Below are 19,197 nucleotides of genomic sequence, written 5' to 3'. Positions count from 1 at the left end.
TCATATCCTCCTGTCCGGGGTCGGCAGGGTGAACCCGAACACACTGCCGCCACCGTCCCGGGCTTCGAAGAACAGACGGCCTTCGTGGTATTCGATGATCGAGCGGCAGATCGCCAGGCCGATCCCGAGGCCGTCGGATTTGGTGGTGTAGAACGGCGAGAACAGCTGCGCGCTCTCGGCCTCGCTCAGGCCCGGCCCGCGGTCACAGACCCGGACCTCGATTTCGCCGTCTAGGTTGACCCTGCCTTCGATGCGCAGACCGCGCTGCGCGGCGGGGATCTCGCGCATCGCCTCGATCGCGTTCTTGACCAGGTTCAGCAGCACCTGCTCGACCATGACCCGGTCGGCGTAGACCTGCGGCAGCCCCGGTGCCAGCGCCAGCTCGACGCGCAGCTGCTGGCGCTCGGCTTCCAGGCGCAGCAACTCGAGCACCGTGTCGACGATCAGCGGCAGGTCCTGGGCATCGCGCCGCGGCTCGCGGGCACGGACGAACTCGCGCACCCGCGCGATCACCGCGGCTGCGTGTTCGGCCTGGGTGCGGGCAGCCTGCAGCGCGCGTTCGACCTGCACCGGGCCACCCGCCTGGCCGACCAGGCGCAGGCTGCCGTTGAGATAGTTGACGATCGCCGCCAGCGGCTGGTTGAGCTCGTGGGCGAGCGTTGCCGCCATCTCGCCGACCGACATCATCCGCGAGGTGAAGAGCAGCTTTTCCTGCTGCGAGCGGTGCGAATCGAGGGTCTCGATGCGCTCGCTGATGTCGACCGCGGTGAGCAGAGCGAGTGCCTGGCCGCCGCTGTCGAGATCGCGCCAGTGCAGGGCATACCAGCGGCCGCTGACCGGGGCGCGGACCTCGTCGCCGCGTGCATCACCGGTCAGATCGCCGTACAGCGTGGCCAGCAGGGCATCCCGCTGCGCGTGCCCGGGCAGCGTGCCCAAGTCCGAGCGGAAGCGCGCGTTCTGGGCGACCAGGGCGCCGCTGCGGCGGTCGAACGCCGCGCAGGCGAACGGCACCGCATCGAGGATGTCGGACAGCGCATCGCCTGCCGCTCTGTCAGGGCTGCCGGACGGGGCGCGGGCGGCCGGGCGACGCCGCACGGGGCCGGACGACGTCATGCGGGAAGGAGGCCTGCGTTACCGTAGCCGGGCACCGCTGGGGTGCCGTCCCGGCCTGGAGCCATGAACCACGCAGCGTCCATTCGCCCGATCGCGGGCCACCCCGTGTCCCGTGTTCTCGCCTTGGCGATCGCCGGCCTCTTTTCGGCGTCAGCATGGGCGGCGCCGCCCGCGGCGGTGCCCGGAGGTGATTCGTTCATCGGCGAAATGATCGCGATCCTGCTGCCATTGGTGTTCATCATCGCCGGATTGCTGTTTCTGCTGCGGCTGCTGCGCCGCCGGTACGGCCTGTCCGGGAGCGACAGCCCGCTGTCGGTGCTGCAGATCCTGCCCGTCGGCCCGCGGGAGCGGGTCGTGCTGGTCAAATCCCGGGCCGGCCGCGTGTTCGCGATCGGCGTGGGCGCGCAATCTGTGACATTCATTACAGATCTGGACATTGGCGACGTCGCTCCCGAATCCACCACGGCCGTCGATCCGGCCCCCCGTTCGCCATCCAATATCGATGGAGTTCGTTAAGTCACTGTGACGCTTGGAGTTTTTCTGGCGACACCTGTCCGCGCCGCGGCCTTCACATCTGACGTCCTATCTCTGGAACACGCTTGCAACGTTGGTTTGACCTGGCGATAACATGGCGTGACTATCGTAGATTGGCACAATGTGACGCACAAGGTCAGGGGCAGATGCGCCGAATGCACTCCGGAATGCGGTGGAGGACAGCTGTTCCCGGGACACGCCGACGCGTGACCCGGGTGACGCGGCTGTCCGCGCCGATGTCCTCGCCGGAGGACGGCGCATGAAGGCCCTGCTGGCCACGTTGACCGGCGCCCCGGCCGGCGCCGCGCCCCGGCAGAAGCTGGGCTACAGCGACGTGGTGCTGGCGTTTGCGGCGGTGACGATCATCAGCGTGATGATCCTGCCGCTGCCGCTGTTCCTCATCGACATGCTGGTCGCGGTCAACATCTCGATCGGCTTCGGCCTGCTGCTGCTGGGCATCTACATCCCCACGCCGGTCGCGTTCTCCAGCTTCCCGAGCGTACTGCTGCTGACCACGCTGTTCCGGCTCGCGATCTCGATCGCGATCACCCGCTCGATCCTGCTCAATGCCGAAGGCGGCCATATCGTCGAGACCTTCGGCGCACTGGTGGCCGGCGGCAACCTCGTGGTCGGCATGGTGGTGTTCCTGATCATCACCGTCGTGCAGTTCATCGTCATCGCCAAGGGCGCCGAGCGCGTGGCCGAGGTCGCTGCGCGTTTCACGCTCGATGCGATGCCGGGCAAGCAGCTCTCGATCGACTCCGACCTGCGCTCGGGCCTGATCGACAAGGACGAGGCGCGCAAGAAGCGCCGCCTGCTCGAGACCGAAAGCCAGCTGCACGGCTCGCTCGACGGCGCGATGAAGTTCGTCAAGGGCGACGCGATCGCCGGCATCGTCATCATCCTGATCAACCTGCTCGGCGGCCTGGCGATCGGCGTGCTGCAGCGGGGCATGCCGCTGGCCGAGGCGACGCACGTCTACAGCATCCTGACGATCGGCGACGGCCTGGTGTCGCAGATCCCCGCCATCCTCGCGACGATCGCCGCCGGCCTCGTCGTCACCCGCACCACCGGCGAGATCGACGACCGCCATCTCGGCGACGCGATCACCCGGCAGGTCTCCGGGCAGCCGCGGGTGATCCTGATCACCGGCCTGCTGGCACTGCTGATGACCCTGGTGCCCGGCTTCCCGTGGCTGGTGTTCCTGGTGCTCGGCCTGAGCCTGCTGACGCTCAGCGCCTGGCGTTACCGGCACCAGTTCGAACTGCTGCGCCGCGCGTTCCGGGTGACCGACGACGAAGTCGCCGCCGAGGCCCAGCTGACCGTCGAACACGACGACCTGGCGCCGCCCGCGCCGCTGCAGTTGCAGGTCGCGCCGGCGCTGGCCCAGGCGCTCGGCGTGCCCGCGCTGGAAGGGCGCGTGGTCGAGGTCGCGCAGCGCCTGCGCGAGGAATACGGCGTTCCGGTGCCGGTGCCGTCGTTGCGCATCGCGCCCGGCTTCGGCGAGGACGAATACCGGCTCACCGCGTTCGGTGCGCGCATCGCCACCGGCCGGCTGCGCAGCGATGCCTGGCTCGAGCCGCAGCCGGCGATGGCGCCGGGCGCGACGGCGCTCGCGGGCTTCTACCCGCCGATCGTCGCCGGCACCTGGAACACCGCGCGGACCGAGGGCGCACAGGCGCCACTCGACGTGCTGGCACACCACGCATCGGCGGCGATCCGCCGGCGCATGGGCGGGTTCCTCGGCATCCAGGAAACCTCCAACCTGTTCGCGCGCATGCAGCGCGACTATCCGGACCTGGTCAAGGAAATGCTGCGCGTGGTCGCACCGCAACGCGTGGCCGAAGTGCTGCGCCGCCTGTCCGAAGAGGGCGTGCCGGTGCGCAACCTGCGCGACGCGTTCGAGGCGATCACCGATGTCGGCGGTCGCGAGAAGGACGTCGTGCTGCTGACCGAATACGTGCGCGTGGCGCTCAAGCGCGAGATCGCGGACCGCTATTCGGACGATGCGCGCACGCTGCATGTCCTGCTGATCCATCCCGAACTCGAAGACAAGCTGAGGCAGTCGGTCCGCGTGGCGGGCGGTGCCAGCCAGCTCGCGATCTCGCCCGAACTCGCGGGGCGCCTCGGCAACGAGGTGCGTGCGCACCTGGGCCGTCAGGCCGCCGGCGTGCGCCCGGTCCTGCTGTGTTCGCTCGACGTGCGCCGGCATCTGCGCAAGTTGCTGGAAGTCGATTTCTTCGATCTGCCGGTGCTGTCGTACCAGGAACTGGCACCGGATCTGCGCATCGTGCAGGCGGGGCAGATCAATGCGTGACGTCGTTTCAACTGCAGGCATGCGCCACCGGGCGTCCGCGGGTTCCGCGGTCGCGCCTGTCGCGCAGGCCAGGAGAAGACAGCCATGACGCAATCCAGCGACACCCCGGCCGCACGCGACGTGCTGCGCATCGTCGACGGCCTGCATGCGGGCGCGAGTCGGCCGCTCGCACGTGACGAGATGATCCTCGTCGGCAGCGGCGACGACTGCGACATCGTGCTCGCCGACGACGGCGTGGCGAACCACCACGCCCTGGTGACGCTGGTGGGTGGCCGCTACATGGTGCGCGCGCTGGACGCGCCGGTGCACGTGGGCGCCACCCGGATCGATCCGGGCGATCCGGTCGAACTGTCGGCGGTGCAGCAGGTGCGGATCGGCGAGGCCTCGATCGCCTTCGGCGCGGAAGACGACCCGGCCTGGGATTCGTTCGTCACCGTGTTCGCGCCCGACGACGAGCGCGAGCCGGTCCGGCCGATCATGCGCCGCCTGCCGCTGATCGCCGGTGTCGCGGTGCTGTCGCTGGCGTCGCTGGCGATCTTCGCCGCGGTGCTGCCCGCATCCGAACAGCAGGTCGATCCGCGCGAGCGGCTGGGCACGCTGATGGCCGAGCACCGGGTGGCCAATGCCGAGATCGTCGACGGCGTCGACGGTCGGCCGACGGTCACCGGCGCGATCGACAGCCGGGACGGGCTGGACCGCCTGCAGGCGCAGCTCGCGGCCGAGAAGATCGATGCCCAGCTGCAGCTGCGCACCGGCGAGAACATCGCCAGCGACGTCGCCGAGATGTTCCGCGGCCACGGCATTCCGGTGCAGGCGCGCTATGTCGGCAACGGCGACGTCGAGGTCATGGGCGAGTTCGACGACGGCGCGGAGATCGAACGCCTCGTGCGTTCGCGCGCCGTCGCCGACGTCCGCGGCGTCACCCGCATCCTGCCGCGCACACCGCAAGGCGCGGTGCCGCAGGGCGAGGCGGACCGCGCGCCGCCGCCGGCTGCGCACATCGTGTCGATCGTGCGCGGCAGCGATCCCCACCTGATCGATTCCGAAGGCCGCCGGTTCGCCCCCGGCGATACGGTCCCGGGCAAGGGCCAGCTGATCTCGATCGGCGAGTTCGCGCACGTGCTGGCGGCGAGCGGCGATCTGGTCAAGGTCGTGCCCGGCCCGCCGCCCGAGGCGTCGCAGGACGCGGCCGCGACCACCGCCGACGCGGACGCGGGTGATCCGCGCTTCGCCGCGGTGGTTGCCAGTGCGAGCGCGTCCACCGCTCTCCCCACCGCCCCACCCGCCGCACCGGCGCCGCGCGCGCCGGACACCCAGTGAACAGGCGTTCCTCAATGACGCCGTCTTCAACGCACGTCTTTCCTTCCAAGTCGACAGGAGTACGCACATGACCACGATTTCTCCCGATGCCATCGGCACCTTCATCGGCCGCGCCTCGATGCACGGCGACCAGGCCGTCACCCGCAGCAATCGCACCGGTGGCGCCTCCGGCGGTTCCGACAGCTGGTATGCCGCGATGTCGCGCGCCTGGGGCCAGACGCTCGACGCGCAGGCCACCCGCATCACCAATCTTTCGGACGTGATCGGCAGTGGCGGCGACCAGCCGTCGAACGTCGTCGCGTTGACGGCCGAGAGCCTGAAGATGCAGTTCCTGTCCAACAACGCGTCGACCTCGCAGAACAGTGTCGGTCAGGCGCTCGAGACTCTCGGCCGCAAGCAGTAAGCGGACCACGCAGACAGCAAGGAGAACATCATGGTCGACGCGATCCAGGCCGTCGGTATCGAGCCCGCGGCACAGGGCGCCTCCGCCGCGGGCGGTCAGCCCGTCGCGGCTGCCTACGAGGTGCGGGACTTCGCCCAAGCGATGGACCGGGCCGGTGCGCCGGCGGCCAACGCGCCGCAGGATGTCGCCAATGTGGGGCCGTCCGAACCATCGGACGGCATGCGCATGCTGATGTCGGCGGTGGACAACCTCAACGGCGGTGCGCAGAGCATCAACGACCTCGCCAAGACGATGACCCAGAACACCGGCGACCTCACGCCGGCCCAGGTCATCGAAATGACGATGAAGTCGCACCACTTCCTGTTCCAGTGCGAGATGACGTCGAACGTGGCCAACCGCACGTCCGACGGCATCCAGCAGTTGTTCCGCCAGCAGTCCTGACAGCGAGGTGAGCGGTATGGGCAATTCCAACCGTGGACGATGGGTGCGTGCGCTGTGCGTGTTGCTGGCGTGCTGCGTGCTCGCCGCCTGCAGCGGCAGCGCGCTGTACAGCGCGATGGACGAACGCCAGGCCAACGAGGTCATGGGCGCGCTGCTGGGCTCCGGCATCCAGGCCAAGAAGAAGCCCTCCGCGACCAAGGTGGGCTGGGACGTGATCGTCGCCGACAACGACATCCCGCAGGCGATGGCCGTGCTCAGCGCGCGCGGACTGCCGCGCGAGCGCTTCCAGACGCTGGGCGACATCTTCAAGAAGGAGGGCTTCGCCTCGTCGTCCACCGACGAACGCGGCCGCTACATCCACGGCCTGCAGCAGGAGATCACCCACACGCTGACGATGCTGCCGGGCGTGGCCAACGCGCGCGTCCACATCGCGCTGCCCGAGCGCGATCCGCTCGGCGGCTCGACCGGCAAGACGTCGGCGGCGGTGTGGATCTTCGAGCAGCCGGGCGCGAGCGTCCGTGACCGCGAAGCCGACATCAAGATCGTCGTCAAGGACGGTGTCGAGGGCCTGACCGACATCAACCAGGTCTCGGTGAAGTTCGTCGCGATGCCGGCGCCGCCCGAGGCCGGGCAAAGCGGTGGCACGTCGATGGCACTGTCGTCGATGAGCCCGCTGGCGATCGGCATTGCGGCATTGATCGTCGTCGGCATCGCGGTCCTACTCGCGTTCGGCAGTCGCCTGCGTACCCGCGTGACCCGGGCCGCCGAGACGCCGGCGCCGAAGCGCTGGCAGGGCTGAGCCGGCAATGAGCCTGCAGATACTGCTGGCGGAGGTCGATCCCGCCTGGCACGGGCGCGGCGCCGATGCGCCGGATGCGGACTTGCGCGCGCGTGCCGCGGGCAGCGCGCTCGGCCGGCGCCTACTTGCGCGCGCGCTGGCGGACGGCCCGGCCGTGCGCCTGCTGGCACCGTCCCCCGATGCGGCATCGACGCGCACGCTGATGCGGCGCTGGAACCGCCGGCGTCTTGCAGCGCTGCAGCGGGATCTCGGCACGCTGGCCTATGCGCCGGCGATCCGTGCCGAGATCGGTCGTGAGCCGGTCCGCAGGCTCAAGGCTGCACTGGGCAACGGCTATCTGCTGGCGCTGGATCGCAGCGTGTGGGATGGCAAGGCGGACGGCGCGGTGCAGGCACAGCTGGCTGCGGCCCTGGCCGACGTACTGGGCCGCCCCGGCGAGCTGGAGGCCGCGCTGTTTCCACTGCTCGACCTGCAGGGCCGCGCCGAGCTGCAGGCCTGGGCCGCGCAGCGCGATCCCGCCCTCGCCGAATGGGCACGCCTGCTCGATCCCCCGGCGGACCTGCCGCCGGCGCATCTGCCCGAGAAGCCGGTCCTCGTCGTCCACACCCATCACCAGTCCCGCGCCGTCGCCGCTTGAGCGCGGGGCCGAAACCGGAAGCGCGCATGTCGACCGTGTCACCTCCCGTATCGCGCAGCCAAGGCGCTGCGACCGTCTTCGAGGCGCGGAATTTCCAGCGCGCGGTGTCCGCGACGATCGTGCGCGCGGACGAATGGCAGGCGCTGTCGGAACTCGACGCGCTGCTCGCCCGCGTCAACGCCCTGTACGACGACGCCGGCGCCGATGTGCAGAAGGCGCGCGAGCAGGGGTATGCCGACGGGTTCGCCGAAGGCCTGGACCGGGTGAAGCAGCAGATGACCGAGCAGCTCGCCTCGCTCAACGAACGCCGCGCGCGTGTGCTCGGCGACGCGGTCGGGCGGATCGGCGACCTGGCCTGCGCGATCGTCGCGCGCATCGCCCCGCAGTTCGATCCTTCGCAGGTGGTGCCGCCGCTGGTGATGCGCGCGGTCGAATCGGCGCAGGCCGAGCAGTTCCTGATGATCCGGGTGCATCCGTCGGTGCGCGACAGCGTCAGCCAGGGACTGGGTGCGGTGCGTCAGGCGCATCCCGGCGTGGGCGTGATCGAACTGGTCGACGACGAAAGCCTCGATCCGCTGAGCTGCATCGTGGTCTCGGAAGCGGGCGAAGTGCGCGCCGGCGTCAGCCAGCAGATCGAGGCGATCCGCGCCGCGCTGGCGCAGGCGAGCGCGGCGGGGCCGGCATGAATCCACCGCGCGCCCTGTCCGCGCTGGATACCGTGCGCATCGACGCCGCGGCCGACCCGCTGCTGCACGCGCTGGGCCAGGTGCAGGCGATCGAACGCGTCGGCCGGGTCAGCGAGGCCTACGGCACGCTGATCAAGGCGACCGGCCTGCGCGCCGCGATCGGCGAGCTGTGCCATCTGCGCAACCCCGGCGAAACCGGCCCGGATCGCTTCGAGCTCGCCGCCGAAGTGGTCGGCGTGTCGCGCCAGCACACGCTGTTGACGCCGCTCGGCCCGCTCGACGGCATCGCCGCGACCACCGAGGTCTACGCGACCGGCAGGCAGGCGTCGGTCGCGGTCGGCGACGGCCTGCTCGGTCGCATCCTCGACGCGCACGGCGTGCCGATCGACGACGCCGGCCCGCTCGGCCCGACCGTCGATGCACCGATCTACGCCGCATCGCCCAATCCCCTGAAGCGCATGTTGATCGAACGCCCGTTCGCGACCGGCGTGCGCGCGATCGACACCGTGATGACCGCCGGCGAAGGCCAGCGCATCGGCATCTTCGCCGTCGCCGGCGGCGGCAAGAGCACGCTGCTGGGGATGCTCGCGCGCGGCGGCGATGCCGACGTCAACGTGATCGTGCTGGTTGGCGAGCGCGGTCGTGAGGTCAACGAATTCATCCACGACAATCTCGGCGCCGCGGGACTGGCCAAGTCGGTGATCGTCGTCGCCACCTCGGACCGGCCCGCGCTCGAGCGCAGCCGCGCCGCATGGGTGGGCACCGCGATCGCCGAACATTTCCGCGACCGGGGCCAGCGTGTGCTGCTGCTGGTGGATTCGGTCACCCGGTTCGCACGCGCATTGCGCGACGTGGGGCTGGCGATCGGTGAGCCGCCGGCGCGGCGCGGCTTCCCACCGTCGGTGTTCAGCGCATTGCCGAGACTGTTCGAACGTGCGGGCAACAACGAGCACGGCTCGATCACCGCGTTCTACACCGTGCTGGCCGAGGACGAGGACGGCGGCGATCCGATCGTCGAGGAAGTGCGCTCGATCCTCGACGGCCACATCGTGCTGTCGCGCAAGCTCGCGGCCGCCTATCACTACCCGGCGATCGACGTGCTTACCAGCCTCAGCCGCACGATGCCGCGCGTCGTCGACGCGGCGCATCTGCGCGCCGCGGGTCAGCTGCGCAAGTATCTGGCCAAGCACCAGGAGATCGAACTGCTGCTGCAACTGGGCGAGTACACGCGCGGTACCGATCCCGAGGCCGATATCGCGATCGAGAAGATCGCGCCGATCCGCGCGCTGCTGCAGCAGGGCGAGCACGACCTGGTGCCGTTCGACACCGCGTCGAACGCGCTGCGGACGCTGTTCAAATGAAGCGCTATCCACTGCAGACACTGCTGCAGTTGCGCGCGCATCGGACCGAGGCCGCGCGCCTGGCGGTGCTGGAGCGGCAGCGCGGCGTGCAGCAGTGCCGCGCCAAGTGCACGCGGATCGACGGCGAGATCTCGACGCTGGATGACGACCGCCGCGCGCAGCGCGCGCGCCTGCTCGAGCCGCCGCCGTCCGGCGTGCCGTGGCCGGCGGCACTGGCCCAGCGCGAAGCGCATGTCGACCTGCTCGGCGAGCGCATCGTCGCCGCACGTGCGCGGCTGGAGACGGCGCACGACGCCCTGCGTCAGGCCGAGGCCGCGTTGCGCGACGCGCGCGACGCGTTTTTCAAGGCCAAGGGGCGCGAGGACGCGCTGGAGAAGCGCCGCGAGGTCTGGCGCGGCGAGCAGCGCGGCCTGCAGGCACGGCAGGAGGAGGCGGCCACCGAGGACCTGCTCCAGGCACGTCACGTGGCGCGGCACTAGGCAATCCGACGAGGAGATCACCATGACCGTACAGCGCAGCAGCGAACCCACCGTGCGTCCGCCGGACCAGTCGGCGCGCAACCGCCAGGTCGATCGCCAGTCGAAGGGCGACGGCCCGCAAGCGCCCGCGCGCGAGACCGTCGATCAGTTCCGGTCCCTGATGCAGCAGACGCGCGGCGATGCGGGGACGGCGCAATCCGCGATGACGGGCGAGGGGAGCGGCGTTGACGGCACGGTCGACGAGGGCATGCTCGCCGATCAGGCCGGACAGCAGGAGGCGCTCAAGTCCCGGCAGTCGGTGGCCGAGGTCGTCGACGCACGCACCTTCCGGCAGCAGCACGAACCGGGCATGGCGGCCTCGCACATGCCGTCGGCCGAGTCGGCGGCGATGCTGCAGGCGCAGATGGCCCTGCGCGACGGCGCCCAGACGCCGGCCCCGGCGGCGCCGCCGGGCGATCCCGGCCAGCTGATGGAGATGATGGAGCGGCACGTCCGCCAGCTCGCGGTGCACGACGCGAGCCAGTCCGGCAGCGACGGCCAGGTGCTGCTGCGGATGCACAACGCGACCCTGCCGGGCACCGATCTGCTGCTCAGCCGCGAAGGCGACGGGTGGGTGCTGCGCGCCGACAGCCGCTCGCGCGAGAGCTTCGACGCGATCCGCGAGGCCGGTCCGCAGCTGGCCCAGCGCTTCGCCGAGCGCAATCTCGGCACGCTGACGATCGACCCGCATTTCCATGGGTGAGCCGCACGCGCCGGCCGGCGTGCGACGCCATTCGCAGCTGGCGCGGCTCGGGCTGACGAACGTCTGTCTCAAGGCCGGTGTGTTGCTGCTGCTGTTCGGTGTTGCCTGTGGTGGCGTGCTGTTCCTGGCCGGTCCGCACGCATCGACGCTGCAGCCGCGGCTGGCCTGGGGCATGACGGGGGGTGTGATCAGCGGGCTGGTGGTCTATGTCATCGGACGCATCGCCCAGGTGCTGCGCGCGCGATCGGGTTGATCAGTCGCGCGGCGCGTCGGACGTGACGCGCGACCGGCGCCGTGCACGCACGCCATGCCAGTCCTCGCGACGCAGCCGGAAGCGCCGCGCCGCGCCGCCGAAGTGCTCACCGGGCGCGATCTCCGAAAACCCCAGACGCAGCAACAACGGCGGCACCGGGTGGTTGTCGGGGGCGCACTGCGCGATCACGCGCGCCAGGCCCAGCGTCGCGAACGCATGCGTGCACAGCGCCGCGCCCCCTTCGAGCGCATAGCCGCGTCCCCAGGCCGATGGCAGCAGGCGCACGCCGATCGCGATGGCGTCGCCGTCGCTGGGCGTGAGCGAGAACAGGCCGAGAAAACGCCCGTTGCGGTCGCTGGTGTGCCACAGGCCGAGACCGGGGCGCGTGCGGTAGAGCGTGTTGGCCCAGACGACGAGGCCCATCGCATCGTCCAGCGTCGCCACCGGGTCGTCGAGCAGCGTGCGGGTGACCCGTTCCTCGCGGCCCAGTTGCAGCAGATCGAGCGTGTGACGGAAGCCGAATCCGCGCAGGCGCATGCGGCGCGTCTGCAGCTGGATGTCGTCCGGATAGTCACGACCGTCGCGCGGCAGGTCGTGCGCATCGAAGCGGGGTGTGGCGCGTTCGGTGTCCGAGGTGTGCGGCATGCCGGTCCTTATCGCGCGATCCATGTCGTCTGTGTCGCTAGGGCGCGCCCTAGGTGGGGTACGTCCTAGCTGTCCAGGCGATGTGATCGTCGCAGACTGTGTCGGCAGCCGCGAACGGGTCGTCTGCACGGCCCCGACGCGCAGGGTGTCTCGCGTGATCCTTCTTTCAAACGACACAAGGAGTTCCATCATGTCCAGCGACGTCTTCTCCGGCATCGGCAACCTCGTCGGCACCGCCCTCGGCGGCCCGCTCGGCAACCTCATCGGCAATTTCATCGGCGATCTCGTGGGCCAGCTCTTCAATTCGGCGATGGACGGGATGTTCCAGTCGCTGGGGCTGCCGCAGTCCGCCCAGGACGCGGTGAGCGACGGCTTCAAGGGCGGCTTCAACTTCAACTTCAACGTCGGCGGCCGCTGATCCATGCAGATCGACACGCAGGCCCAGCGCCAGGCGTGGATCGAGGGCCTGGCGCAATTGCGCGAACAGGGCGCGATCGATGCCGACGACGAGAACACGCTGATCCGGCACATGGACGAACGCCTCGACGCCGTGCAGCAGGAACTCAAGGCACTCGTGCCGGAATACGAGCGACGCGTGGCGAGCGACGGCACGGACGCCGCCGATGCCTGGATCGGCGCCTGCGCGCGTGACATGGGCGAGCGCGAAGGCGCGGACGCACGGCGCATGGTGGATTCGCTGACCGCGGTCCGCAACGCCCCGGCGATGTGATGCGACACGCGCCCGGCCTGCAGGTCGCTGTCCACCTGCAGGCCGGGCGCTTCTCTGTTTCCGCGGCGGCCGGCTGCACGCCCGCGTAACGCCGGCCTGTCCGATCATGCGATGGCGCCCACGGTCGGGTGTCATCGATCCCTACGCAGGAGTTCTCATGTCCGCCCATCACGATGCCCCGTCCACGCCCGAGGAAATGCGTGCCGCGCTGCTGCAGCGCTTCGAGTCGATTCTCGGCGAGCAACGCGGTCTCGATGCCGGCGATCGCGACAGCATGATGGCGCGGCTGCATGAGGCGCTCGACGATCCGCATGCGCTCGATGCGCCGGTCGATCCGTCGCGCTTGCAGGCCAGCGTGTCGGAGACCATCGGGCTCCTCCAGCAGCACGGGTTGATGGACCAGGCCGGCGGACAGTCGGCGAGCGCCGCATTCGAGCGCACGTTCGCGGTGCTGCAGAACGATTCGGTCAAGAAGGCGATGGAATTCGCGCGGATCTCGCGCGAGCGCGGTGAAGCCGAAGCGCGCGAGTGGCTGAGCCAGCAGGCCGGCGCGCCCGCCGGTCCGGCCGCGTCCGGGCCCGATGCGGTGCCAGCGCACGTGGCCGCTGCACTGAAGGCGCCGCCGGCACGGCGCTGAATACGTCGACTTAGGGTACGCCCTAGTTGTTGCGGGCCGCGCGTCGGTGGACGATCGAATTCAAGGATATCCAGGCCGCGCACCCGTTGATGCGACCTCACGAACGAATCGGCTTTCGATGTTTGTCATTCAACTGAGGAGATAGACCATGTCGGTGGATTTCAATTTCAATTTCTCGTCCGACCTCGCCAGTGCGGGCATCCGCGGCCTCGGCGAATCGGGCGGCGGCGAGGGTGAGAGCTGGCTGGTGGCACTGGCCAAGGCGATGGGCATGATGCTCGGCGACATTGCCGAGAAGATGCAGTCGGCCGTCGACACCATGGAAGGCGCCGGCAAGCAGTCCAAGGAGTTCATGACCGCCCAGACCGAGTTCCAGGCGCAGTCGCAGCTCTTCAGCATGTTGTCGAATACCGTCGCCACCGCGATCAAGTCGATCGGCGAAGGCCTCACCGCCAACGCCCGCAAGACCTGATCCACCGGTCGCGCGAAGAAACGGCCCTTCGGGGCCGTTTTTTTTTTGCCACCTTTGCATCGGCGCGCGGCCATGCATGGCCGACGCCGGCCACCCTCGCGAGGCAGACAGATGCACAGACTCCAGTTCAGGACGCGATGGCAGACCACGGCGTTGCTGGCGCTGCTCGCCCCCGGCGCCGCACTGGCGCAGTGGGATCCCGGCGCGTCGCAGCAGCTCGGCATGGGGCATGGCTTCACCGCGCTGTCGCAGTCGACGATGCGCAACGCGATGCAGACCGACGACGACGTCGATGCGGAGGATGGCGAGGCCGAGGCCGCCCCCGTGCAGGACGCGGCTGCGCGCCGCGCCCGTCTCGATGCGCTCGCGCGCGAATACGTGCAGCGGGTCGAACGCGACGGGCGCGTCGAGGCCGATGCGTGGGCATTCGAGATGGGGCGCCGCGATGCACAGACCGGGACGGACTGACCCGATGCGCGTCTTCGCCGTGTGTGTCGTGCTGGCGGTCGCGGCCGGGACCGGGTGTTCGCGCGACGCGGGTTCGTCCGAACCCGTCACCGGCGACGCCGTCGAACCTGCCGCGGCTGCGGATTTCATGCGTGCCTACACCGCCGGCGTCGACAGCGTCGAGCGGCCGGCGCACGCCCGCCGCGGCGCCTCCCGTCTGCAGGGCGTGGACCGGGATTTCGCTCAGGGCTACGCGGAGATCGTGCGCACCCCGCTGCACGACATCCCCGGCTTCATCGCCTCGGGCGACGCCGATGCGTTGATCCGCGCCCGGTATGCCGCGCTGGCGCTCGATGCCGACACCCTGTTGTCGGCCAACGTGCTGCTGTTCGTCAGCGGCTGGGAAGCCGTCAGTGGCGCGCCGGCCAGCGCCCGCCAGGCGCAGGGGCTGCGCCGACAGATGACGGCGAACTGGGTCGCCGCCGGTGCGGGTGCGGACCCGGCGGAGACGGCGCGGCAGCGCCGCATCCTGGAGCTGGTCTCGGCCTCGATCACCCGGGAAGCGCAGCGTCTCGAGGCCGATGGCGATGCCGCAGCCCTGGCCCGGTTCCGCGCGGGCATCCGCGAGGATTTCCAGCGCCAGTCGGGCAACGACCTCGCCCGATTCGATCTCGGCGACGACGGCTTCGCCGCACGCTGATTCCCCAACGAGGAGACGCCATGCCTTCCGCCCCGTCCGCTGCACCGCACCGCGCCGTCGTATACGTGCTCACGCTTCTTCTGCTCGTCGTTGCCGTGCCCGCCCATGCGCAGGGCGGTGATGCAGGCGTGCGAGACGCCCTGCAGCAGGCGGTGTCCCGGCCCGCGCCGTCCGAAGTGGACGCAGCGGCCGTCGCGACGCTGGAGTTCAGGCGTGATCCGGCGGTGTCCGCGCGCGTGCAGCAGGAGACGATCCGCGCCTTGGGTCGGACCCCCGATCAGGTCGCCGATCTGGACAAGGTGATCGGTTCGGGCCAGATGATGCGCGAGTTCGACACCATCCTGCGGCGCTACGGCTACGACCCCGGCAATCTCGGCGACGTGCTGGCCGCGCACCTGCTCATCTCGTGGGAAGTGGTCAACGATCGCGACTCGCGCGGCTCGCCCGACGGGCAACGCGCAGTGCGCCGGCAGCTGATCGGTCCGTTGGCCGCCGTGCCCGACGTGGCGGCGATGAGCGACGCGGCCAAGCAGGCCCAGGCCGAACGCACGGCCTATCTGACGATGTTCTCGGCGCTGTCCTACCAGAGCCTCAAGCGCGAGGGCGACCGCCGGGCGCTCGCCGCGCTCGCGGCCGGCGTGCAGCGCAGTCTGCAGGACAACGGTGTCGATCTGCGGCGGGTGACTCTGGGCGATGGCGGCCTGGTCGCGCGCTGAGCGTCGACGGCTGGCCTGCCCGCGGACTCCGGCGCGCGCGTCGACGCGCTCAGTCGGGTGACGCGCGCGTGCGTGCCGGTCCCGCCAGCGCCCGCGCGAACCACCAGGCGCCGGCCGCCGCGACCAGCCCGACGAGGGCGAGCTCGCCACTCCAGCGACGCAGCGCCGGCCCCGCGACGGAATCGCCGCTGCCGAGCAGGAACGCCGCGAGCACGACAGCCAGGCAGCCGTAGGCGACCAGCGCGAGTGTCCAGAACACCCACTGCATCGCGCGTGCGACCTCGCGCGGGGTGTCGTCGTGGGGCCGGACGAGGGTCAGCTGGCCCTGGCGCAGCGCCAGCAGCCAGGCACCGATCGCCTCGGGGCCGACGCGCAGCCGGTGGCGGCGGCGCAGACCGGGGCCGTCCGCGGTGTAGACACCGGTGGCGGTCAACTCGGCCCGCGAGGGGCCGCCCAGATCACCGGCCACCGGCGCCGTCGCCTGCGGATTGCCGGCCGGTGCGACCGCACTGGCGAGCGTTGCGCCCGCAGGTGCCTGCAGGGCGACCGCTGCGGCCAGCGGCGCCGCCAGCAGGCCCGCGCCTGACGGCGCGACGGGTGCCGACGCCTGCGTGGGGGGCACCGCCTGTTGCGGCACCGCACGATCCGCCTGCGCTTGAGGGAGCGGTGCGGCCTCGCCGCGGGTGGCCTGCAGTCCCTGTCCGGCGGGCAATGGCGCCGCGAGCGGCGTGGCCTGGGTCGGGGCAGCCGGGGCTGCCGTGGTCGGAGTCTGGGCCGCCGGCAGCGTGGCCTGTGCCTGCAGCGACGCCGGACTCTGCATTCCAGGAGTCGATGCCGTCACGGGCGTCGTTCCGGGTGCTGCCGTGGCCATGGCCGCTGGCGTGGAGGCGGCCGCGGCTGCTGGCAAGACACGCGCCGGCAGCGCGACCGCCTGAGCGAGCCCGGGCGGCAGGCCGGCGGCGCCCGGGCTTGGCGCCGCGGACGGACCGCCTGCCTGCGGCCCCGGGCCGGGCGGCGTCGTCGCGGGGGCGAGCAGGTTGCGCACGGCGTCGGCCGCGTTGCCGAGCAGCTGCCCGGGTGGCGTCGCGGCCAGTGCGGCGCCGGGTCCCGTCGCCGGCATCGACGGCATCCCGCCCGCTGCGCCCTGGGCCGCCGGGCCACCACCGGGTACGACGGGTGGACCGGGGAGCGTGAGCGTCTGTCCGCCCGGCATCGGCAGTTGCAGGCCCTGGCCGCTGGCCAGCCCGGCGCCGGGCGGCGCGCCGCCCTGGAAATTGACGTTGGGGAAGACCTGGCTCGCGGTCTGCATCGTCATCGCGCGCATGCCGTCCGGAAATCCGTTGCGCAGGAACGGCGGCACCGGCGGGTTGGACAGCAGCTGGCGCGGGGACGGAATGCCTCCGATGGACAGGGACACGGCGTTGCCTCCCGGGGGCGCAAGGATCCGGACGCGCGGGGCGGTTACACGGGCGCGCGACGTACAGCCCGAGCCTAGCGCCGCAGCGCCGGCGTGCACCCTGGGGCTGGCCCTAGGCGCGCGCCGTTCTGCAACGCCGGTCGCAGACCAAAAAAAAAAGGGAGACACGGGGTCTCCCTTTCGAGCCGGCAGGGCCGGAGGACATGGATACAGCGGACGCAGGCTACCCCGGTCTCACATGTAATGCAATGCGATAGAAATCATCTATAAGCGACTGATTGGATTATTGATCCAGGTTCAGCGCTGCGCGCTTGGCCTCACGACGCGCGCCCGCCGGCTGGTCCCAGGCATTGTTGAACTGCGCCGGCTCCCAGCCGCCGTAGCTCGGATTGGCCAGCATCCACCAGCGCTCGCCGAACCAGTCGCCGTAGTCCTCAAGCAGCTGGCCGCGCGCCTCGGGCGTGTTGGCGAGGATGTCGACGAAGTCGCCGAGCTGGTCGCCGAACTGCATCAGCACGCGGTAGTCGCGGCCGGCCACGCGGCGGCGGCAGGTCTTCTCGCTGCCGTGCTGCTCGCAACCCTCGACGTGCATGCCGAGGCCCAGGAACACGCTCTCGTCCTTCACCGGCAGGCCTTCGGCGCGCAGGTTGGCGAGCGTCGCCTCCTGCAGGTGCTGGGCGCGGTTGGACAGGTACAGGATGGTCACGCCCTTGGCCTCGGCGGCGCGCGCGAACTCGAGCACGCCGGGCACCGGCTTGGCCTTCTTCTCGGCCACCCACTCCGCCCAGGTGATCTCGTTGTATTCCAGGCCGTTCTGGACCAGGCGCGCCTGGTAGGGCGAGTTGTCGAGCACGGTCTCGTCGATGTCCATGATCACCGCCGGCGGCAGCGCGGTCGCGTCGCCGATCAGCTCGCGTTCCTCGGGCACCAGCGCGTCCCAGTTCGTCTCGGCGATCGCCGTGTCCAGCTGCTCGGCCGCGGCGCGGAAGATCGACAGGCTGTTGGCGCGGTATTCCTCCGAACGCTGGATCCACAGCACGGCGTTGAGGTTGTCGCTGGGATCGGTCGCGGCCGGCGCCTGCGCCGGGGTGGTCGCGGCGGGACCGGCGACGGCATCGGGCGCGTCGGCCGGCGTCGTCGGCTTGCAGGCCGCGAGCAGCAGCGCGCTCGCGATCAGGGACAGGGCGGGTGCGTTCAGGCGCATGGCGGGTCCGTCGTCGTGTGAACCGGCGAGTTTACCGGGCCTGTCCGGCCCCGACATGACAGCTGCGGCGCGGGCGGTCATCCTGACGCCCCGTTTTTCCGCAGGCCCCACACATGGATACTCCCGCCCCGTGGCCGTTCCTCACGCCCGCCGAAGCGCGCGTCCTGGGGTGTCTGGTGGAGAAGCAGGCGACCACGCCCGACGTCTATCCGCTGACCGTCAACGCCGCGCAGTCGGCGGCGAACCAGAAGACCGCGCGCGACCCGGTGCTGAGCCTGAGCCACGGCGACGTGCACCACGCGCTGCGCCAGCTCGAAGGCCACCGGCTGGCCCGGCAGTCGTTCTCCTCGCGCGCCGAGCGTTACGAACACACGATCGCCAGCCGGCTGGATCTGCCGCCGCCCCAGGTCGTGCTGCTGGCGCTGCTGCTGCTGCGCGGCGCGCAGACCGCCAGCGAGCTGGCCTCGCGCAGCGAACGCATGCACGCCTTCGCCGGCGCCGACGACGTGCGCCATCACCTCGACCGGCTGGTCGCCAAAGCGCTGGCGGTCGAGATTCCGCCCGGCGGCGGCCGCCGCGAGGCGCGCCTCGCGCATCTGCTGTGCGGGCCGGTCGATGTCGACGTGATCGCCGCCACCGCGAGCGCCGGGCGCGAGCCGGACGGCGATGTCGCGCTCGCGGCGCGGGTCGACGCGCTCGAGGCTGACGTCGCGGCGTTGCGTGAGGCGCTGGACGCGCTGGTCGCACGCCAGCCGGGCTGATCCACCGACACGCACGAATGCCGTTCGTGTAGGGGCGCGCTTGCGCGCGATGGGCTTTGCAGGGAACGCGCCATCGCGCGCGAGCGCGCTCCTACAGGGCGGCGCGGTCCATGCGCCGCGTACGGGCACCACGCCTCAGCTGTCCATCAATGCCTTGATCGAGGCGAAGCCGTGGGTCGCGCGCTCACGCTACGGCGACGTCGCGCTTGCGGCGCGGATCGACGCGCTCGAGGCTGAAGTCGCGGCGCGGCGTGAGGCGCTGGACGCGCTGGTCGCACGCCAGCCGGGCTGATCCACCGATGCGCACGAATGCCATTCGTGTAGGTGCGCGCTCGCGCGCGATGCGGCGTTGCCTGTGAAGCCCATCGCGCGCGAGCGCGCTC

25 protein-coding genes are annotated in these 19,197 nt (G+C 70.8%); 21 read left to right on the top strand and 4 right to left on the bottom strand.

Features of this window, described 5'->3' with window-relative positions:
• Nucleotides 1–1,113 (bottom strand): sensor histidine kinase, encoded by a 1,113-nt coding sequence (locus tag ACF3M1_RS15760; RefSeq protein ID WP_394002228.1) that lies wholly within the window; start codon nucleotides 1,111–1,113, stop codon nucleotides 1–3.
• Nucleotides 1,114–1,218: 105 nt separating this feature from the next.
• Here ACF3M1_RS15760 and ACF3M1_RS15755 point away from each other — a divergent pair, with 105 nt between their 5' ends.
• From ACF3M1_RS15755 to ACF3M1_RS15700, 12 genes are all read left to right on the top strand, one after another.
• Complete coding sequence (locus tag ACF3M1_RS15755) at nucleotides 1,219–1,629, top strand: flagellar biosynthetic protein FliO (protein ID WP_394002227.1); 411 nt, start codon at nucleotides 1,219–1,221, stop codon at nucleotides 1,627–1,629.
• Nucleotides 1,630–1,906: 277 nt separating this feature from the next.
• A complete protein-coding gene (gene sctV, locus ACF3M1_RS15750) occupies nucleotides 1,907–3,964 on the top strand; it encodes a type III secretion system export apparatus subunit SctV (RefSeq protein ID WP_394002225.1) in 2,058 nt (685 codons plus the stop codon).
• Between the two features lie 84 nt (nucleotides 3,965–4,048).
• Entirely contained in the window at nucleotides 4,049–5,284 is a 1,236-nt protein-coding gene (locus ACF3M1_RS15745) for an FHA domain-containing protein (RefSeq protein WP_394002223.1), read from the top strand.
• Between the two features lie 67 nt (nucleotides 5,285–5,351).
• Entirely contained in the window at nucleotides 5,352–5,687 is a 336-nt protein-coding gene (locus ACF3M1_RS15740) for a hypothetical protein (protein ID WP_394002221.1), read from the top strand.
• Nucleotides 5,688–5,717: 30 nt separating this feature from the next.
• The gene (locus ACF3M1_RS15735) at nucleotides 5,718–6,128 is read left to right on the top strand and encodes a hypothetical protein (RefSeq protein ID WP_394002219.1); all 411 of its coding nucleotides are present in this window, start codon (nucleotides 5,718–5,720) and stop codon (nucleotides 6,126–6,128) included.
• 16 nt (nucleotides 6,129–6,144) lie between these two features.
• On the top strand, nucleotides 6,145–6,927 hold the full coding sequence (locus ACF3M1_RS15730) for an EscJ/YscJ/HrcJ family type III secretion inner membrane ring protein (protein WP_394002218.1): 783 nt from the start codon (nucleotides 6,145–6,147) through the stop codon (nucleotides 6,925–6,927).
• A gap of 7 nt (nucleotides 6,928–6,934) precedes the next feature.
• Nucleotides 6,935–7,564, top strand: a complete 630-nt coding sequence (locus ACF3M1_RS15725) for a hypothetical protein (protein WP_394002216.1) — start codon at nucleotides 6,935–6,937, stop codon at nucleotides 7,562–7,564.
• Nucleotides 7,565–7,590: 26 nt separating this feature from the next.
• A complete protein-coding gene (locus ACF3M1_RS15720) occupies nucleotides 7,591–8,250 on the top strand; it encodes a FliH/SctL family protein (protein ID WP_394002215.1) in 660 nt (219 codons plus the stop codon).
• A complete protein-coding gene (locus tag ACF3M1_RS15715; protein WP_394002213.1) occupies nucleotides 8,247–9,611 on the top strand; it encodes a FliI/YscN family ATPase in 1,365 nt (454 codons plus the stop codon). Before ACF3M1_RS15720 ends, ACF3M1_RS15715 begins: the two co-directional genes overlap by 4 nt.
• A complete protein-coding gene (locus tag ACF3M1_RS15710) occupies nucleotides 9,608–10,090 on the top strand; it encodes a hypothetical protein (RefSeq protein WP_394002212.1) in 483 nt (160 codons plus the stop codon). The genes ACF3M1_RS15715 and ACF3M1_RS15710 overlap by 4 nt, the downstream gene beginning before the upstream one ends.
• A 22-nt stretch (nucleotides 10,091–10,112) precedes the next feature.
• Complete coding sequence (locus ACF3M1_RS15705) at nucleotides 10,113–10,832, top strand: hypothetical protein (RefSeq protein WP_394002210.1); 720 nt, start codon at nucleotides 10,113–10,115, stop codon at nucleotides 10,830–10,832.
• A complete protein-coding gene (locus ACF3M1_RS15700) occupies nucleotides 10,825–11,085 on the top strand; it encodes a hypothetical protein (protein WP_394002208.1) in 261 nt (86 codons plus the stop codon). Before ACF3M1_RS15705 ends, ACF3M1_RS15700 begins: the two co-directional genes overlap by 8 nt.
• Here ACF3M1_RS15700 and ACF3M1_RS15695 read toward each other — a convergent pair whose 3' ends face one another.
• On the bottom strand, nucleotides 11,086–11,730 hold the full coding sequence (locus ACF3M1_RS15695; protein ID WP_394002206.1) for a GNAT family N-acetyltransferase: 645 nt from the start codon (nucleotides 11,728–11,730) through the stop codon (nucleotides 11,086–11,088).
• Between the two features lie 190 nt (nucleotides 11,731–11,920).
• Between ACF3M1_RS15695 and ACF3M1_RS15690 the strand changes: the two genes are divergently transcribed.
• The 7 genes from ACF3M1_RS15690 to ACF3M1_RS15660 all read left to right on the top strand — a co-directional run bounded on the left by ACF3M1_RS15690 (nucleotide 11,921) and on the right by ACF3M1_RS15660 (nucleotide 15,432).
• The gene (locus ACF3M1_RS15690; RefSeq protein ID WP_394002204.1) at nucleotides 11,921–12,148 is read left to right on the top strand and encodes a hypothetical protein; all 228 of its coding nucleotides are present in this window, start codon (nucleotides 11,921–11,923) and stop codon (nucleotides 12,146–12,148) included.
• 3 nt (nucleotides 12,149–12,151) lie between these two features.
• Nucleotides 12,152–12,460 carry a hypothetical protein gene (locus tag ACF3M1_RS15685; RefSeq protein WP_394002202.1) on the top strand — a complete coding sequence of 103 codons (309 nt, stop codon included), beginning with the start codon at nucleotides 12,152–12,154 and terminating at the stop codon, nucleotides 12,458–12,460.
• Between the two features lie 157 nt (nucleotides 12,461–12,617).
• Nucleotides 12,618–13,097: a hypothetical protein gene (locus tag ACF3M1_RS15680; RefSeq protein WP_394002200.1), complete on the top strand. Its 480-nt coding sequence runs from the start codon at nucleotides 12,618–12,620 to the stop codon at nucleotides 13,095–13,097.
• A 148-nt stretch (nucleotides 13,098–13,245) separates the two neighbouring features.
• Nucleotides 13,246–13,569, top strand: a complete 324-nt coding sequence (locus tag ACF3M1_RS15675; protein WP_272763677.1) for a hypothetical protein — start codon at nucleotides 13,246–13,248, stop codon at nucleotides 13,567–13,569.
• A 111-nt stretch (nucleotides 13,570–13,680) separates the two neighbouring features.
• Nucleotides 13,681–14,037: a hypothetical protein gene (locus ACF3M1_RS15670; protein WP_394002198.1), complete on the top strand. Its 357-nt coding sequence runs from the start codon at nucleotides 13,681–13,683 to the stop codon at nucleotides 14,035–14,037.
• A gap of 4 nt (nucleotides 14,038–14,041) precedes the next feature.
• Complete coding sequence (locus ACF3M1_RS15665; RefSeq protein WP_394002196.1) at nucleotides 14,042–14,716, top strand: hypothetical protein; 675 nt, start codon at nucleotides 14,042–14,044, stop codon at nucleotides 14,714–14,716.
• Nucleotides 14,717–14,736: 20 nt separating this feature from the next.
• Entirely contained in the window at nucleotides 14,737–15,432 is a 696-nt protein-coding gene (locus tag ACF3M1_RS15660) for a DUF6683 family protein (RefSeq protein ID WP_394002194.1), read from the top strand.
• Between the two features lie 49 nt (nucleotides 15,433–15,481).
• Here the strand turns inward: ACF3M1_RS15660 and ACF3M1_RS15655 are convergent, their stop codons facing one another.
• On the bottom strand, nucleotides 15,482–16,849 hold the full coding sequence (locus tag ACF3M1_RS15655) for a hypothetical protein (protein WP_394002192.1): 1,368 nt from the start codon (nucleotides 16,847–16,849) through the stop codon (nucleotides 15,482–15,484).
• Nucleotides 16,850–17,132: 283 nt separating this feature from the next.
• Nucleotides 17,133–18,053, bottom strand: coding sequence for a 5'-nucleotidase, lipoprotein e(P4) family (locus ACF3M1_RS15650; RefSeq protein WP_394002190.1), 921 nt, complete (start codon nucleotides 18,051–18,053; stop codon nucleotides 17,133–17,135).
• A gap of 113 nt (nucleotides 18,054–18,166) precedes the next feature.
• On the opposite strand from ACF3M1_RS15650, the gene ACF3M1_RS15645 reads away from it, so the two are divergent.
• Both ACF3M1_RS15645 and ACF3M1_RS15640 read left to right on the top strand, forming a co-directional pair.
• Nucleotides 18,167–18,814: a YceH family protein gene (locus ACF3M1_RS15645; protein WP_394002188.1), complete on the top strand. Its 648-nt coding sequence runs from the start codon at nucleotides 18,167–18,169 to the stop codon at nucleotides 18,812–18,814.
• 40 nt (nucleotides 18,815–18,854) lie between these two features.
• The gene (locus ACF3M1_RS15640; RefSeq protein ID WP_394002186.1) at nucleotides 18,855–19,106 is read left to right on the top strand and encodes a hypothetical protein; all 252 of its coding nucleotides are present in this window, start codon (nucleotides 18,855–18,857) and stop codon (nucleotides 19,104–19,106) included.
• Nucleotides 19,107–19,197 lie beyond the last annotated feature (91 nt).

This window comes from Luteimonas sp. WGS1318 (assembly GCF_043187535.1).
Taxonomy (GTDB): domain Bacteria; phylum Pseudomonadota; class Gammaproteobacteria; order Xanthomonadales; family Xanthomonadaceae; genus Luteimonas.
This window is presented reverse-complemented; position numbering and strand designations above follow the sequence as displayed.